17 protein-coding genes are annotated in these 15,315 nt (G+C 69.8%); 13 read left to right on the forward strand and 4 right to left on the reverse strand.

Annotated elements, in window-relative coordinates; genetic code table 11:
• Positions 1-69: 69 nt before the first annotated feature.
• The 3 genes from ACSMFO_RS02195 (at position 70) to ACSMFO_RS02205 (ending at position 2,401) form a co-directional block, all read left to right on the forward strand.
• The gene (locus tag ACSMFO_RS02195) at positions 70-1,113 is read left to right on the forward strand and encodes a WD40/YVTN/BNR-like repeat-containing protein (protein ID WP_436456650.1); all 1,044 of its coding nucleotides are present in this window, start codon (positions 70-72) and stop codon (positions 1,111-1,113) included.
• Positions 1,114-1,125: 12 nt separating this feature from the next.
• Positions 1,126-1,467, forward strand: a complete 342-nt coding sequence (locus ACSMFO_RS02200; protein ID WP_037337530.1) for an ArsR/SmtB family transcription factor — start codon at positions 1,126-1,128, stop codon at positions 1,465-1,467.
• A gap of 70 nt (positions 1,468-1,537) precedes the next feature.
• Entirely contained in the window at positions 1,538-2,401 is an 864-nt protein-coding gene (locus ACSMFO_RS02205) for a TIGR03620 family F420-dependent LLM class oxidoreductase (protein ID WP_436456652.1), read from the forward strand.
• On the opposite strand, the gene ACSMFO_RS02210 is transcribed toward ACSMFO_RS02205, so the two are convergent.
• Genes ACSMFO_RS02210 through ACSMFO_RS02220 form a run of 3 tightly spaced genes read right to left on the reverse strand, consistent with a single transcriptional unit; the run spans position 2,398 to position 4,513 of the window.
• Positions 2,398-3,096, reverse strand: coding sequence for an SDR family oxidoreductase (locus ACSMFO_RS02210; RefSeq protein WP_436456653.1), 699 nt, complete (start codon positions 3,094-3,096; stop codon positions 2,398-2,400). The two genes, ACSMFO_RS02205 and ACSMFO_RS02210, sit on opposite strands and share 4 nt — an antisense overlap.
• Positions 3,093-3,545, reverse strand: a complete 453-nt coding sequence (locus ACSMFO_RS02215; RefSeq protein ID WP_436456654.1) for an SRPBCC family protein — start codon at positions 3,543-3,545, stop codon at positions 3,093-3,095. The genes ACSMFO_RS02210 and ACSMFO_RS02215 overlap by 4 nt, the downstream gene beginning before the upstream one ends.
• A 32-nt stretch (positions 3,546-3,577) precedes the next feature.
• Positions 3,578-4,513: an NADP-dependent oxidoreductase gene (locus ACSMFO_RS02220; protein ID WP_436456655.1), complete on the reverse strand. Its 936-nt coding sequence runs from the start codon at positions 4,511-4,513 to the stop codon at positions 3,578-3,580.
• A 103-nt stretch (positions 4,514-4,616) separates the two neighbouring features.
• Between ACSMFO_RS02220 and ACSMFO_RS02225 the strand changes: the two genes are divergently transcribed.
• The 7 genes from ACSMFO_RS02225 (at position 4,617) to ACSMFO_RS02255 (ending at position 9,552) form a co-directional block, all read left to right on the forward strand.
• Positions 4,617-5,048 carry a winged helix-turn-helix transcriptional regulator gene (locus ACSMFO_RS02225; RefSeq protein ID WP_360089835.1) on the forward strand — a complete coding sequence of 144 codons (432 nt, stop codon included), beginning with the start codon at positions 4,617-4,619 and terminating at the stop codon, positions 5,046-5,048.
• Between the two features lie 9 nt (positions 5,049-5,057).
• Positions 5,058-6,038, forward strand: coding sequence for a helix-turn-helix transcriptional regulator (locus ACSMFO_RS02230; protein ID WP_038513844.1), 981 nt, complete (start codon positions 5,058-5,060; stop codon positions 6,036-6,038).
• Entirely contained in the window at positions 6,035-7,012 is a 978-nt protein-coding gene (locus tag ACSMFO_RS02235) for a helix-turn-helix transcriptional regulator (protein ID WP_436456656.1), read from the forward strand. The genes ACSMFO_RS02230 and ACSMFO_RS02235 overlap by 4 nt, the downstream gene beginning before the upstream one ends.
• A gap of 9 nt (positions 7,013-7,021) precedes the next feature.
• Positions 7,022-7,231: a bacteriophage holin gene (locus ACSMFO_RS02240; protein ID WP_038513838.1), complete on the forward strand. Its 210-nt coding sequence runs from the start codon at positions 7,022-7,024 to the stop codon at positions 7,229-7,231.
• Between the two features lie 38 nt (positions 7,232-7,269).
• Complete coding sequence (gene tatA, locus ACSMFO_RS02245) at positions 7,270-7,602, forward strand: Sec-independent protein translocase subunit TatA (RefSeq protein WP_073842897.1); 333 nt, start codon at positions 7,270-7,272, stop codon at positions 7,600-7,602.
• Positions 7,603-7,696: 94 nt separating this feature from the next.
• On the forward strand, positions 7,697-8,668 hold the full coding sequence (tatC, locus tag ACSMFO_RS02250) for a twin-arginine translocase subunit TatC (protein WP_436456657.1): 972 nt from the start codon (positions 7,697-7,699) through the stop codon (positions 8,666-8,668).
• A gap of 8 nt (positions 8,669-8,676) precedes the next feature.
• Positions 8,677-9,552 carry a diacylglycerol/lipid kinase family protein gene (locus ACSMFO_RS02255; protein WP_436456658.1) on the forward strand — a complete coding sequence of 292 codons (876 nt, stop codon included), beginning with the start codon at positions 8,677-8,679 and terminating at the stop codon, positions 9,550-9,552.
• Here ACSMFO_RS02255 and ACSMFO_RS02260 read toward each other — a convergent pair.
• Positions 9,536-10,123: a hypothetical protein gene (locus tag ACSMFO_RS02260; RefSeq protein WP_436456660.1), complete on the reverse strand. Its 588-nt coding sequence runs from the start codon at positions 10,121-10,123 to the stop codon at positions 9,536-9,538. The genes ACSMFO_RS02255 and ACSMFO_RS02260 overlap by 17 nt on opposite strands.
• A 112-nt stretch (positions 10,124-10,235) precedes the next feature.
• Here ACSMFO_RS02260 and ACSMFO_RS02265 point away from each other — a divergent pair, with 112 nt between their 5' ends.
• The 3 genes from ACSMFO_RS02265 to ACSMFO_RS02275 all read left to right on the forward strand — a co-directional run bounded on the left by ACSMFO_RS02265 (position 10,236) and on the right by ACSMFO_RS02275 (position 15,310).
• Positions 10,236-13,013 (forward strand): DEAD/DEAH box helicase, encoded by a 2,778-nt coding sequence (locus ACSMFO_RS02265; RefSeq protein ID WP_436456661.1) that lies wholly within the window; start codon positions 10,236-10,238, stop codon positions 13,011-13,013.
• 279 nt (positions 13,014-13,292) lie between these two features.
• On the forward strand, positions 13,293-14,069 hold the full coding sequence (locus tag ACSMFO_RS02270) for a DUF4333 domain-containing protein (protein WP_037337566.1): 777 nt from the start codon (positions 13,293-13,295) through the stop codon (positions 14,067-14,069).
• A 41-nt stretch (positions 14,070-14,110) separates the two neighbouring features.
• The gene (locus ACSMFO_RS02275; RefSeq protein ID WP_436456663.1) at positions 14,111-15,310 is read left to right on the forward strand and encodes a GNAT family N-acetyltransferase; all 1,200 of its coding nucleotides are present in this window, start codon (positions 14,111-14,113) and stop codon (positions 15,308-15,310) included.
• Positions 15,311-15,315 lie beyond the last annotated feature (5 nt).

Genomic DNA, 15,315 nt, shown 5'->3' on the forward strand with positions numbered 1-15,315 from the left:
CTCGCCACGTCGCCGCCGGCCGGGCTAGGGTGACCCGCGCGATTCTTCGACCGAGGGAGAGGTGCGCCGATGCGCCGTGCGTTGCTGGTCCTGCTGGGAGCGGTCGTCCCGCTGGCGTTCACCGGCGTCGCGCACGCCGCGCCGGACTGCCCCGATCCCGCGTGGGTGGAGACCCCGACGGGCACGGACGCGCAGCTTCGCGGTCTCTCCGCGGTGGATTCCCGTACGGCGTGGGTCAGTGGCAGCAGGGGCACCATCCTGCGCACCACGGACCGCGGACGCACTTGGAAGCCTGTCGCTCCGGCCGGTACCGAGGCGCTCGACTTCCGCGACATCGAGGCCTTCGACGCCGAGCATGCGGTCGCCCTGTCGATCGGGCCCGGCGACGCGTCGCGGATCTACCGCACGGACGACGGCGGCGCGAGCTGGCGACTGTCCTTCCAGAACAGCGAACCGGCCGCCTTCTACGACTGTCTCGCGTTCTTCGACCACCGGCGCGGTCTCGCGATGAGCGATCCGGTGGACGGCAAGTTCCGGCTGCAGTCCACTTCGGACGGCGGCCGCACCTGGAAACCCGTACCCGCCGAGGGCATGGTGCCCGCGCTCGACGGCGAGTTCGGCTTCGCCGCCAGCGGCCAATGCCTTACGACGTCGGGTCCGCGTGACGCCTGGATCGCCACCGGCGGCGGTGCCCGCGCCCGGGTCCTGCATTCCGGCGACGGCGGGAAGACCTGGGAAGCGGCCGACACCCCGTTGCCCAGCGGCGCGTCCGCGGGCGTCTTTTCGGTGACCTTCCGGGATCCGCGGCACGGCGTGGCGATCGGCGGCGACTACGCGGCGCCGAACGCGCCCGGCCCGGCGGTCGCGCTCAGCGCGGACAAGGGCCGCACCTGGCGGACGCCGTCCGAGGCGCCGGTCGGGTACCGCTCAGGCCTGGCTTGGCTGGGGAACACGGTGCTCGCCGTCGGCCCCGGCGGAAGCGACTTGAGCCCGGACGGCGGACGCCACTGGAAGTCGTTCGACACCGGATCGCTGGACTCCGTCGACTGCGCCCGCGGTGCGTGCTGGGCGAGCGGGGCGAAGGGGCGGGCCGCGCGCCTCGGGACGGCCTAAGCTCGAAGGACTATGACCGCACAAGCCGAACCGGTCCCGCAGACCACCGAGCAGCTGGTCGAGGTGCTGAAGGCGCTCGCCAACCCGATCCGGCTCCAGGTGCTCGGGTGGCTGCGCGAGCCGGACCGCCATTTCCCGCCGGAGAAGGCGATCGCCGACCAGAACGAGGTCGGCGTCTGCGTCAGTCATCTCCAGGCCAAGCTGGGGCTCGCGCAGTCCACGGTGTCCGCGTACATGGCGTTGCTGCAGCGCGCCGGGCTCGTCGAGTCCACTCGGGTGGGGAAGTGGACGCACTACCGTCGCGACGAGCGGCGGATCGCGCAGCTCGTCGACCTGCTCGGACGCTCCATCTGACCTCACCGGGAATAACATATCGAGAATCTGCGATACTTCGATATGTTGGACTCGACCTGAGGAGAGACAGATGGAACTGGGGCGTTTCGGGATCTGGACGTTCGACTTCGAGGATCAGCCCGCGAGCATGCTGCGGGATTCGGTACGGGAACTGGACGAACTCGGCTGGCCCGCGATCTGGATCCCGGAACGGGACGGACGTGAAGCGCTGACCCACGCCGGATTCCTGCTCGCGTCCACCGAGCGCATGGCCGTGGTCAACGGGATCGCGCGCATCGGCTCCCGTGGCGCGCGCTGGACCCATGGCGCGGCGCTCCTGCTCGCCGACGCGTATCCCGGCAGGCATGTCCTGGGGCTCGGCTTCGGTGGCGCGCAGCCTGGCGTCAAGCCGCTCGACGCGATGAGCGAGTACCTCGACGAACTCGACACCGTCACCAGTGCGAACCCGTTGCCCGAGGTGCCGATCCAGCGGCTGCTCGCGGCGTACGGACCGAAGATGCTCGGCCTGGCCCGCGACCGGTCCGAGGGTGCGCACACCTACCACGTGACGGTGCCGCACACCGCCCAGGCGAGGGAAGTGCTGGGGGAGAAGGCCTTCCTCGGCGTCGAGCACGCCGTGCTGTTCGAAACCGATCCGGGCAAGGCGCGCGAGATCGCCCGTGAACACCTGCACGACTACCTGACGTCGGAGTACAACGTCGCCAAGTTCCGTCGTCTCGGCTACACCGAAGCCGACATCGACGGCGGCCGCGGCAGCGACCGGCTCGTCGACGACCTTGTGTTCTGGGGCGACCTCGACACCATCGTCGCGAAACTGCACGGGCACCTCGACGCCGGCGCCGACCATGTCGGAGTCCAGGTCATCGGTGTCGAACCCGGCGAGTCGGCCATGCCGCACTGGCGGCGGCTGGCCGAGTCGCTGCTGCCGCGCTAGCGGAGCTGGCCGGTCGGGCGGACCACGATCTCGTTGACGTCGACCGAGGGCGGCTGCTCCAGCGCGTAGAGCACCGCCCTCGCGATGTCGTCGGGCTCCAATTTCGGCTTGGACTTCGAGTCCTCGGGGATCATCGAGGTGTCGACCAGGCCCGGCTGCACGACCGTGACCCGGACGCCGGTGCCGACGGCCTCCTCGCGGATGGAGCCGGCGAGCCCGGTCACCGCCCATTTCGTCGCCGAGTAGAGGTTCCCCGGCCGGTGGTAGCGCCCGGCGACCGAGCCGGTGAGCACGAGGTGTCCCTTCGATTCCGCGAGCGACGGCAGGGTCGCCCGCGCGGTCAGGGCGGTGCCGTAGACGTTCGTCAGCACCATGTCCCGCCACTGTTCCGGGTCCGCGCCGCCGTCGCCGAAGAACGAGACCACGACGCTCTGTCCAGCGTTGGCGAACACCGCGTCCAGCCTGCCGAAGGTGTCCTTCACCGTTTCGACCGCCGCGGCCAGCGAACCCCAGTCGGTGACGTCGGCCGCGAGCGCGAGAGCGCGATCCTCGCCGAACTCGGCGACGAGCGGGAGCAGTGCCTCGCGGTCGCGGGCGATCAACGCCAGCCGGAAACCGGCGGCCGCGGCCCGGCGTGCGGTGGCTTCGCCGAGACCACGGGAGGCGCCGGTGATCAGCAGTACTCGATCGTTCATGCCTCCAAGCTAGGCGGCGTGTAGGTGTCCCACTCCGGCGCCGGTTCGCCCACGAGCGCGGCGCCCAGCCGGTCGAGGTAGAAATGCCAGCCCTTGAGGATGTCCGAGGTGTCCCAGTCGGTCTTGGACAGCAGGTGCACGAAGTCGAGCACCGTTCCGTCGCCGCGCTCGGCCAAAGTCAGCTCGACCCGCCACGGGGGCTGATCGGTCACGCCCAGATCCATCACCAGCCGCTTCGGCGGGTCGCATTCGCGGATGACGGCGGGCCCCGGCTCAGAGCCCTCCTCCGCGGTCATCGTCAGCATGATCGTGCTGCCGACCCCCGCCTCGCCCGTCCACGGGCCGATCCAGCGCGCCGTGCGCTCGGATTCGGTGAGCGCCGACCAGACGTCTTCGATCGGGTCCGGGTACTCGCGCCGGAGTTCGAGCCGGGTCACGTCGTTGTCCATGAAGCGAAGATAACCGTGGACTTAATTAAGCGTCAACTTATGAGAACCAGTCGTCCGCGGAGGCCGCCCGTCGCCAGGAGTTCGTGGGCTTTCACCGCCTCACTCAACGGCAGGGTGTCCGCGACCCGCAGGACGAGCGTGCCGTCGTCGACCATGGCCGCCAATCCGGTGAGTGCGGCGCCGTCGGCGCGGATCCAGACATGCTCGACCGTGATGCCACGCAAGGGGATCGGCGCCGCTCCGGCCGCGAACACCACGAACCGGCCACGGCTCGCCACCGCGTCCAGGGCTTCGAGCCCGAGCAGGGCCGTGTCCAGTGCGGCGTCGACACCGCCGGGGATCACCGCCCGCACGCGATCGGCGAGGAAATCCCCACGGGGCACGAAAATCTCCGCGCCGAACCCGCGGACCAGTGCCTCGTCGGCGGAACCGGCGACCGCGACCACCCGGAAGCCGCGTGCCTTGGCCAACGTGACCGCGTAGCCGCCGACGGCCCCCGCCGCACCGGTCACCATGACCGTCGCTCCCGGCGGGAGATCGAGAAGATCGAGCGCCTGGACCGCGGTGAGACCGTTCAACGGCAGGGTCGCGGCCTCCTCGGGAGACGCCGTCCGCGGTGCCGCGGCGAGCGCGTCCGCGTCGAGGACGACGAACTCGGCGTATGTGCCGAGCGCCGCCGACGGCCGGTCCCGCAGACCGATCACGCTGTCGCCGGTGGTGAATCCGGTGACCCCGTCGCCCACGGCGTCGACCGTCCCCGCCACGTCCCACCCGAGCCCGAGTACCTCACGCGGCGGGACGATCCCTGCCTCGGTCAGGAACCCCGACCGGGTCCCGGCGTCGACCGGGTTGACGCCGGCCGCGGCCACTTTCACCCGTACCTGCCCGAGTCCCGGTTCGGGCACCGGGACTTCGGCGAACTCCAGGACTTCCGGGCCGCCGAACCGGCGGACCACCACTGCACGCATCGTTTCTCCTCCAAGGGATCGTTCCCCGCGAACGTATGGGGAGTTACTCTCCATCGGGAAGTACGCACTTCGAGGTGCCCAACCCACACGGAGGTACGCGCACGTGGTCACGCGCACGGCACAGGAACGGCGAGACGACGAGAAACGGGCTTACGACGCCTATCTCGCGGCCTGTCCCGCCCGGAAACTGCTCGACGAGGTTTCGGGCAAATGGGTCAGTCTCGTCCTCGTGGCGCTCGGCGACGGGCCCCAGCGCTACAGCGATCTCGCCCGCCGGATCGCCGGAGTCAGCCAGAAGATGCTCACGCAGACCCTGCGGACCCTGGAGCGGGACGGCCTGCTGACCCGCACCGTCACTCCGTGCGTGCCGGTGCGGGTGGACTACGAACTGACCGAACTCGGCCGGAGTCTCCGGCAGCTGCTGGCCGGGATCAAGGACTGGGCCGAGACCCGGTTCGACGAGGTCGAGACCGCCAGGGATCGTTACGACGCGCGATCGGCGGCTGTCACCATCGGGTCGGACGGCGCGGGCTAGGGTAGCCGGGTGTCCACCGCACGCGCCGAACGTCTGGTCAACCTGGTTCTTGCCCTCCTGTCCACCCGGCAGTACCTCACCGCCGAGCGGATCCGCGGCATCGTGCCCGGATACGCCGACGCGGCCAGCGACGAGGCGTACTTCCGCATGTTCGAGCGCGACAAGACCGAACTGCGCGAGCTCGGCATCCCGCTGGAGACCGGCCGCAATTCCGCGTTCGACGCGATCGACGGCTACCGCATCGCGCGCCGCGACTACGAACTCGGCGAGATCGACCTCGCGCCCGACGAAGCGACCGCGGTCGGGCTCGCCGTCCGGCTCTGGGATTCGCCGGAACTGACCGGCGAAGCCCAAGGCGCGTTGGTGAAACTCCGCGCGGCCGGGGTCGAGGTCGACGACCACGCCCCGACCGTCGTCGAACCCCGTGTCCGGGCCGAACCGGCGTTCGGGCCGCTGCTGGCCGCCGTCCAAGCCGGACAGGCGGTGCGCTTCGAGTACCGCCGCAGTGGTTCGGCCGAGCGCAAGATCCGCACCCTCGAACCGTGGGGCGTGGTGTCGTGGAAGGGCCGTTGGTACGTCGTCGGGCATGACAGGGACCGTGGCGCGTCCCGCTGTTTCCGTCTCTCGCGCGTGACCGGGAAAGTCGACGCCTTCGGGGAAACCGGCGTCGTCGAACGTCCGGAAGGGGTCAACCTGCTGAAGATGGTCTCCGCCAGTAGTGGCGAGGACCCGTCCGCGCCGACCATCGCCAGTGTCTGGGTCGCCGACGGCCGGGCCGCCGGGGTCCGCCGCCGCGGCCGGGTGGTCGGCCGCAGCGACGCCGGGGGAGAAGAAGGCGACCTCGTGGAGATCGAGCTGTACTACCCGGAATCGGCCGCGGACTGGCTCACCGCCCACGGCCCGGACGTCCTCGTCCTCGAACCCGACGTCCTCGCGAAGTCGGTCTTCAGCCGTCTCGAAGCCATCGCGCACGCCGGTGGTGCCCGATGAGCACCACCGGACGGATGCCGCGCCTGCTCGCGCTCGTGCCCTACCTCCTCGCCAGGCCCGGGATCAAGATCGACGACGCCGCCCACGACTTCGACGTCACTCCCAAACAGCTGCGCAAGGACCTCGAACTGCTGTGGATGTGCGGGCTGCCCGGCTACGGGCCTGGCGACCTGATCGACCTCTCCTTCGAGGGCGACACGATCGTCGTCACGCACGACGCCGGCATGAACCGCCCGCTGCGGCTCACCGGCGGCGAAGCGACGGCGATGCTCGTCGCGCTGCGGGCCTTGGCCGAGACACCCGGAGTGGTCGACGCCGACGCCGTTCGCCGCGCCATCGCGAAAATCGAAGCCGCCGCGGGTCAGGCGCAGCCGTCGGGGATCGTCGTCGGCGGGGGAGTGCGCGAAGGCAAGAAGACCGCCGGGACGCGCGAAGCCGTCCGGGCCGCGCTCACCGCGAAGCGCGCGCTACGGATCCGGTACTACACCGCGTCGAAGGACGAGATCACCGAACGGACCGTCGATCCGATGCGGTTGCTCATCGTCCAGGCGGTCGGCTACCTCGAAGCGTGGTGCCGCCGCGCCGAGGGCGTCCGGTTGTTCCGGCTCGACCGCATCGACGAACTGACCGTGCTCGACGAACCCGCCGTCCCGCCGGCACACGCCCGGCCCACTGACATTTCCGATGGTGTTTTCCGGCCGCGTCCCGACCAGCAGGAAGCCGTCCTCGTCCTCGATCCCGACACACGCTGGGTAGCCGAGTATTACCCCTGCGAGGAGCTCGACGAGCTCGACGGCGGACGGCTGCGCATCCGGATGCGCTACGCGGACGAGTCCTGGATGGTCCGGCTGCTCCTCGGTCTCGGCGGGGACGCGCAGGTCGAGAGCCCGGCCGCGCTGGGAGAGGCAGTTCGTCGACGAGCGGCCGACGCGCTGGCCCGGGTTCGTCACCTAACGTCAACCTACGAGCAGTAGGGTGACGCCGTGTCGTACCTGCCGAGCATCGCGCTCGCCGTCGCCGGGCTGATCCTGCTCTTCGTTCTGCTAATCAAATTACGCAGAGTCTTGCGCGTGCTCACCCATACGGTGAGCATGGTGGCTACGAACACCCGAAAACGGACAGGGCTTCTTCGTGCCAGGTCGGCCGCGCTCCGCGTGGCGATCGCGCAACGACGCGAGCCCGAAGACCGGTAACATCACCTACGACAGACTCGAGAAGGAGGCCGCAAACGATGAACGCGCTGCAGCCGTGGCACATCATCATCCTGGTGCTCGTCGTTGTTCTGCTGTTCGGCGCCAAGAGGCTTCCGGACGCCGCGCGGTCCATCGGCAAGTCCATGAAGATCTTCAAGGCCGAGACCAAGGACATGGCCGGGGACAAGGACAAGGCCGCCGAGACCGAAGAGGTCGAGACCAAGCAGCTGCCGCAGGCCACCACGCCCGCGCCCGCCGCGAACGCGCAGGACAAGCAGGTCGCCGACCTCCAGCGTCAGCTCGACGAGCTCAAGAAGCAGCAGGCCGCCACGCCCGCTCCGGCCGAGCAGGCGCAGAAGAACGCCAGCTGAGCGGTCTTACTAAGCCAAGCGGAGCCTGTTCGCGGATGAGCGCGCCGAAATCACGGCGCGCTCATGGTGGACCCTGACGAGAACGGACTGTCCAGTGGCGGATTCCGCCTCCGGTGAGGAGCGCCGCGGCACGAAGCGGCGCAAGCGCAGCCGTCGGACCAACCCCGACGGCACGATGACGCTCATCGAGCACATCTACGAGTTCCGGCGCCGGCTGGGCTTCGCGCTGCTCGCCATCCTGGCGGGCGGGATCATCGGCTTCATCTGGTTCCAGACCAGGGTCGGCCCGATCCCGTCGCTCGGCCAGATCATGACCGGCCCGTACTGCGGGATTCCGTACCAGCGCAGGCTCGGCGGTTCTCCGACCGGTCCTTGTCAGCTGCTCCAGACGGTGCCGTTCGAAGCCTTCATGATCCAGCTGAAGGTCGGTCTGGCGGCAGGCGCGGTGTTGCTGGCGCCGCTGTGGCTCTACCAGATCTGGGCGTTCATAGCGCCCGGCCTCTACTCGAAGGAGCGCAAGTACGCGCTCACCTTCGTCTTCTTCGCGTCGATCCTCTTCGCCTTCGGCGCGGTGCTGGCGTACCTGCTCATCCCGCACGCTCTCGAGCTGCTGATGAACTTCGGTGGCGACCAGTTCATCACCGCCCTCACCGGTGACAAGTACATCTCGTTCATCCTGTCGCTGCTGCTGATCTTCGGCGTCAGCTTCGAACTCCCGCTGTTCGTGGTGATGCTGAACCGCGTCGGCGTCCTGAAGTACCAGACGCTGAAGAAGTGGCGCCGCGGCCTGATCATGGTCGTGTTCGTCTTCGCCGCCTTCGCGACGCCGGGTTCGGACCCGTTCTCCATGATCGCCTTGGCCGGCGCGTTGGTGGTGCTCCTGGAGCTGTCCATCCAGATCGCGCGCTTCCACGACCGCAAGCTCGACAAGGAACGCGGCACCGAGGGCTGGGACCAGCTCGCCGACGACGAGGCCGCACCGTTCGACTACACGCCGAGCACGATCGACGAGGAGCCGTCGGCCGCCACGAACGGCAAGCGCGCCAGCACCGACGACGTCACCTGAGCCGGGGGATGCACGCGGCGCTGGCCGTCCACCCCGCCTCGGGTAACGGGGCCGCGGAACGGCTGATGGAGTCGGTCGCGGCGCGGCTGCGGCCCGTCGTCGACCGGCTCGACGTCCTCGTCGCGCACACGGTCGGGGAATCCCGCGCGCTGATGACCGACTCGCGTGCGGCCGGTCTGGACGTCCTCGTCGTGCTCGGCGGCGACGGTGCGGCACATCAGGGCGTTCAGTTCTGCGCCGAATCCGGTGTCGCGCTCGGGCTCGTCCCCGCGGGCACCGGCAACGACTTCGCCAGGGCGCTCGACATTCCCGACCGGCCGCACGCCGCCGCGGATCTCGTCGCCAGGCGGATCGCGGACGGGAAACGGCGGAGGATCGACCTCGGCCGGGCCGGTGGTGAATGGTTCGCTACGGTGCTGTGTTCGGGCTTCGACGCCCTGGTCACCGAGCGCGCCAACCGGCTGACCTGGCCGCGCGGCCCGCGCCGCTACGACGTCGCGATCCTGGCCGAACTCGCCGCGTTCCGGCCCCGGCCGGTGGTGCTCCGCACGGACGTCGAGACACTCGAACTCGACGCCACCATGATCGCCGTCGGCAACACCCCGTTCTACGGCGGCGGCATGCGGATCTGTCCTGGAGCCGATCCGGAGGACGGGCTGTTCGACGTCACCGTCGTGGGCAGCGCGACCCGGCGCGACCTGCTCCGCATGCTGCCCGGTGTCCGCTCCGGGCAGCACATCGCGCATCCGGCGGTCCGGACCCTCAAGGCCGCCCAGATCCACCTGGCGGGCAGCGACCTGCCCGTCTACGCCGACGGTGAGCCGGTGGGCAGGCTGCCGCTTGACGTCACCTGCGTCCCCGGAGCGCTCACCGTCGTCGGGTGAGCCCGGCGTAGTCGCCCGCCCGCCACACCTGCCCGCGGAACGTCATGGCCGACATCAGGTCCCCGCGCGGGAAGAACACCCCGCCGCAGCGATGGCAGAACCACGCCTGCCGCCAGTACGCCAGCGCGTCCGGGATACCTCGCCGGATCCGCGCGTTGCGCCGTAACCGGAGTACGAACAGCACGGCGAACAAGCCGACCAGCGCGAAGGCGCCGAAGGGGAAGATCCAGGCGCCGATGGCCGCACCGACACGGCCGCTCGCGGTCGGCGCGGGGTTCTCGGCGAGCGAGTCGGTGGCGAAGGAGACGAACGCGAACGCGGGGATCAGCAGCACCAAAGCGAGCGTCAAGAAGCACCCGCCGCCGCGAAGCACCGGGTACGGGTTGAGCGACGCCGCGGTCGCGGTCACCGACACACCCGTGTGCGTCGTCGCGGTGTAGACCACGCCGTCACCGGCGGGGATGGCCGTCATACCGCCTTGCACCCGGTAGGTCGTCTGCCCGCTCTGGAACACCGCCGGCACGCTCTGTACCTGGTCGACCTGCGCGCACTGCGGGCAAGCGATCTCCATGCCGTCCCCTCTCGATCACGAATCCGCCCCTTGGATGACAGAGAGGTGGCGGCCGTTCCCGAGATCGTCACACCGAATGCGAACTGTCGGTGGGGTATGGAACCCTGACGAAGTGGTCAATAGCCCTTCTCAGACCCCGGCCGAGGCCTACGCGGCCTCCCAGCGCCGCGCTCGATACCCCCAGCTGACCCGCTTCGCGGCCGAATCGTCGTTCGAGTTCGACGACTTCCAGGTCCGCGGCTGCGAGGCGCTCGAAGACGGTCACGGTGTGCTCGTCTGCGCGCCCACCGGCGCAGGGAAGACCGTGGTCGGCGAGTTCGCGGTGCATCTCGCCCTCGCCGAGGGGCGCAAATGCTTCTACACGACGCCCATCAAGGCGTTGTCGAACCAGAAGTACGCCGACCTCGTCGGCCGTTACGGCGTTGACGCGGTCGGGCTGCTGACCGGCGACACGTCGATCAACGGCAACGCGCAGGTCGTGGTCATGACCACCGAGGTTCTGCGCAACATGCTGTACGCCGGGTCGTCGACCATCGGTGAGCTCGCGTACGTGGTGATGGACGAGGTCCACTACCTCGCCGACCGGTTCCGCGGCGCCGTCTGGGAAGAGGTCATCCTCCACCTGCCCGAGCACGTCCGCGTCGTCGGCCTGTCGGCCACGGTGAGCAACGCCGAGGAGTTCGGCGAATGGCTCGTCGAGGTCCGTGGCGACACCACCGTCGTCGTCGACGAGCATCGCCCCGTGCCGTTGTGGCAGCACATGCTGGTCGGCAACCGCCTGCTGGACCTGTTCGCCGGCCAGGAGGAACACGCGCCCGGCGCCGAACTGCGGATCAACCCCGGCCTGCTGCGCCGCACCGAGGAGATCGGTGGACGGTTCGCCCCGGCCGGGTTGCGCGGACCGCGCGGGCGGCGAGGCGCGCCGTCGCGGATGCCGCGGTTCCGGCCCACGTCCCGCACGGACACGGTCGAGCGGCTGGACAACGCCGGTCTGCTCCCCGCCATCGTGTTCATCTTCTCCCGCGCCGGCTGCGACGCCGCCGTCGGTCAATGCGTCCGGTCGGGTCTGCGGCTCAACGGCCCCGAAGAGGTCGAGAAGGTCCGCCGGATCGTCGCCGAGCGCACCAAGGACCTGCCCGAAGGCGACCTCGGCGTCCTCGGCTACTGGGAATGGCGTGAGGCGCTCGAACGCGGCATCGCCGGGCACCACGCCGGGCTGCTCCCGGCGTTCAAGGAGACCGTCGAGGAACTGTTCGTCCAAGGGCTGGTGAAGGTCGTCTTCGCCACCGAGACGCTCGCGCTCGGCATCAACATGCCCGCGCGCACCGTGGTGCTGGAACGGCTGGTCAAGTACAACGGCGAGGCACACGTCGACCTGACACCGGGGGAGTACACGCAGCTCACCGGGCGAGCCGGGCGGCGCGGGATCGACGTCGAAGGCCACGCGGTCGTCGTCTGGCAGCCGGGGATCGACCCGAAGCAGGTCGGCGGCCTGGCCTCGACCAGGACGTATCCGCTGCGGTCGTCGTTCCGGCCCGGGTACAACATGGCGGTGAACCTGGTCGCCCAGGTCGGCGCCGACGCGGCCCGTGACCTGCTGGAACAGTCGTTCGCCCAGTTCCAGGCCGACCGGTCGGTGGTCGGGACGGCGCGGCGGATCGAGCGGAACAAGGAGGCCCTGCGGGGTTACACCTCCGCCATCACCGGCGATTTCGACGATATGCTGGAGTACGTCGAGCTGCGGGCGAAGATCTCGGCGCGGGAGAAGGCACTCTCGCGGCAGAACACCTCCGCCCGCCGGGCAGGCACCGCCGAGTCGCTGGAGAAGCTCCGCAAGGGCGATGTCATCGCGGTGCCCGCGGGGCGGCGCGCCGGGCTGGCGGTTGTCGTCGACCCGGGGCTCGACCCGATCCGCGAGCCGCGTCCCGTCGTGGTCACCGAGGACCGCTGGTCCGGACCACTCTCGGTCTCGGACTTCCCGTCGCCGGTCGAGGCGCTGGGGAACATCAAGCTGCCGAAACACATCGAGCTCCGCTCGCCCAAGACAAGGCGCGACATCGCCTCCAGTCTGCGCAACGCGGGAATCTCCTTGCCCGGCAGGCAAAAACGCCGCGCCGGGGCCAATGAGGACGGTGAGCTGGCCGCGCTGCGGCGGGCGCTGCGGGCGCATCCGTGCCACGGTCTGGCCGAACGCGAGGCGAACCTGCGCTGGGTCGAGCGGTACCAGCGGCTCACGGCCGAGACCGAGCAACTGGAACGCAAGGTCGCCGCGACCACGCACTCGCTGGCGCGCGCCTTCGACCGCATCCTGCGGCTGCTCGGCGAGCGCGGCTACCTTGGCCCCGCGTCGAAGGGCGACGGCGAGGATCGGGTCACCGAACACGGCAAGCGGCTCACCCGTCTCTACAGCGAGTCGGATCTGCTCGCGGCCGAATGCATCCGGCACGACGTCTGGAAGGGCCTGGCCCCCGCCGAGCTCGCGGCCGTCGTCTCGACGCTGGTCTTCGAGGCACGCCGGGACACCGCGGGGGAGCCTCGCCTGCCCGCGGGCAAGGTGGTCGACGCCTGGCAGGCGACCACGCGCCTGTGGATGGAGCTCACCGAAGACGAGCGGCGGCACAAGCTGGACCGCACCCGCGAGCCCGACGCCGGTTTCGCCTGGCCTGTCTACCGGTGGGCGCGCGGCGAATCGCTGGAGAAGGTCCTCACCGCCGCCGAAGCGAACGGGCAGGAGCTCTCGGCCGGTGACTTCGTCCGGTGGTCGCGGCAGGTCATCGACCTGCTCGACCAGATCCGCGACGTCCTCGGCAAGGCGGATCCGGTCGGCGCGGCGGCTTCGGACGCGGTGAAGGCGTTGCGCCGCGGAGTCGTGGCGGCCGGCGGCGCGTGACTGGAGGCGTGACTCGCGTGATCAGGGACGTGACTCGCGTGATCAGAGGCCGCACTCGGCGTGTTCCGCCTCTGATCACGCGAGTTCCGGCTTCGATCACGTGAGTGCGGCGTTGGGCTGACCGGCGGAACGGACGCGCCTCCGGTGTGAGCACGGTCGCGGGGAGATGGCCCGACACCACCCGGGAACAGTGGGCAGGGGCGCCGACCTGTGGTTGGATCGCCCACGACGGCCATGCAGGTCGGCCGGTGACGATGGCGGAACAGGCGGAGGCGAACGATGAGCACGCCGTATGGCGGCAACGACCCGCAGCAGCAGCCCCAGTGGGGGCAGCAGCCGGGCTACGGCCAACAGCCGGGCGGCGCTCAACCGCCGAGCGGCCCGCAGCAGCAACCGCAGTGGGGCCAGCAGCCGCAGTACGACCCGTCGCAGACCCAGCAGCAACAGCCTCAATGGGGTCAGCAGCCCGCGCCGTACGACCCGTCCCAGCAGCAGCCCGGGTATCCGCAGCAGGATCCCTCCCAGACGCAGCAACAGCAGCCCCAGTGGGGCCAGCAACCGCAATACGGCCAGCAGCCGGGATATCCGCAGAGCGGGCCCCAGCAGCAGCCGGGCTACCCGCAGAGCGGCCCGCAGCAGCAGCCCCAGTACGGGCAGCAGCAGCCCGGCCAGTACGACTACGGCCAGAGCCAGTTCCCGGGCACCCAGGGCGAGGCGCAGGACAAGCCGAAGTCCAAGAAGGGCCTCTTCATCGGCATCGGCGCGCTCGTGGTGATCATCGCCGCGGTCGGCATCCTCGGGTTCGTCACGCCGGGCTGGTTCAACACCCAGGTCTTCAACAACACCCAGATGCAGACCGACGTGCAGAAGCTGCTCACCGAGACCTACGGGATCAAGGAGATCAGCGCGGTCACCTGCCCCTCCGGCCAGGAGGTCAAGGACGGGGTGAAGTTCACCTGCACCGCCACGATCGAGGGCAAGCCGCAGGAGGTGCCGATCACCGTGAAGGGTGACACCGGCAACTACGAGGTCTCGCCACCCGCCACCACCAAGTAAACCGCGGGCGCCTGACACGGTCGATCCTGCATGATCGTGTCATGAGCGACTTTTCAGTGCGGCCGCTGCGGTCCGACGAGGAACGGGCCGCGACGGATCTGTTCAGGCGGGCCTTGCACGCCAAGGAGATGACCGACGAGGAATGGTCGGCCATCGCCCCGTCGATGCAGCCGGATCGTGGATTCGGCGCGTTCGACTCGGAGCTGATCGGCACCCTCCGGTCCTTCGACTCCGAGGTGACGCTGCCCGGTGGCGGTACCACGCCGCTCGCCGCGGTCAGCCTGGTCGGGGTCCGCGCCGATCGCATCCGCCGTGGCGTGCTGACGGCGCTGATGCGTGCCCAGTTCGAGGATTTCGCCGCCCGCGGGGTTCCCGCGGCGATGCTGCACGCGTCCGAGGGCGCCATCTACGGCAGATTCGGGTACGGCGTCGCCGTGCGGGCCAAGTCGATCGAGATCGACAAGCGCCGCGCCCGGTTCCGTCCCGAGGTGCCCGCCGGTGGGCAGATCTCCCTCCTCGATCTCGAGAACACCATCGAGCAATGGCCTTCGCTCTTCGACGCGCTCCCACGCACCCGGCCCGGCATGATCGCGCGCAGCCCGCATCTGTGGCCGGGCTACGAACGCGAACTGCGACGGGCGACAACGCCGGTCACGACTGCGGTGCACAGCGGCGCGGATGGTGTCGACGGCTATGTCACCTACACCGTGGAGCGGGCCCAGTTCGGCTCACCGGCACTGCTTAAGGTCCAGTCCTTCCACTACGCGAGTCCCGACGCGTTCGCCGGGCTGTGGCGCTACCTGCTGTCCGTGGACCTGGTCGACCGCATCACCGCCGAGAAGCGGCCGCTCGACGAACCGGTGGAGCTGCTGTTCACCGACCCGCGTGACGTAGCGGTGAACAAGGTCCAGGACGAGGGCTGGTTCCGGCTGGTCGACGTCGAGACGATGCTCGGCGCCCGCACGTACCGGGGTGAGCCGGTCGTCATCGAGGTCACCGATCCCTTCCTGGAGCACAACTCCGGCCGCTATCGCCTGTCCGGGGACGGCGCCGCCCGCACCACCGACCCGGCGGATCTCGAACTGCACGCCGACACCCTGTCGATGGTGTACCTCGGCGGCTGGCGTCCCTCGGATCTCGCGTTCGCCGGACGCGTCCGCTCGACCGGGGAGACCGCCCTGGAGCGAGCGGACCAGCTGTTCGGCACGCGGGTGAACCCCTGGTGCGGTACCTTCTTCTGACGTTG

The organism is Amycolatopsis sp. w19, from assembly GCF_051373225.1.
In the GTDB taxonomy this organism is placed as follows: Bacteria; Actinomycetota; Actinomycetes; order Mycobacteriales; family Pseudonocardiaceae; genus Amycolatopsis; species Amycolatopsis japonica.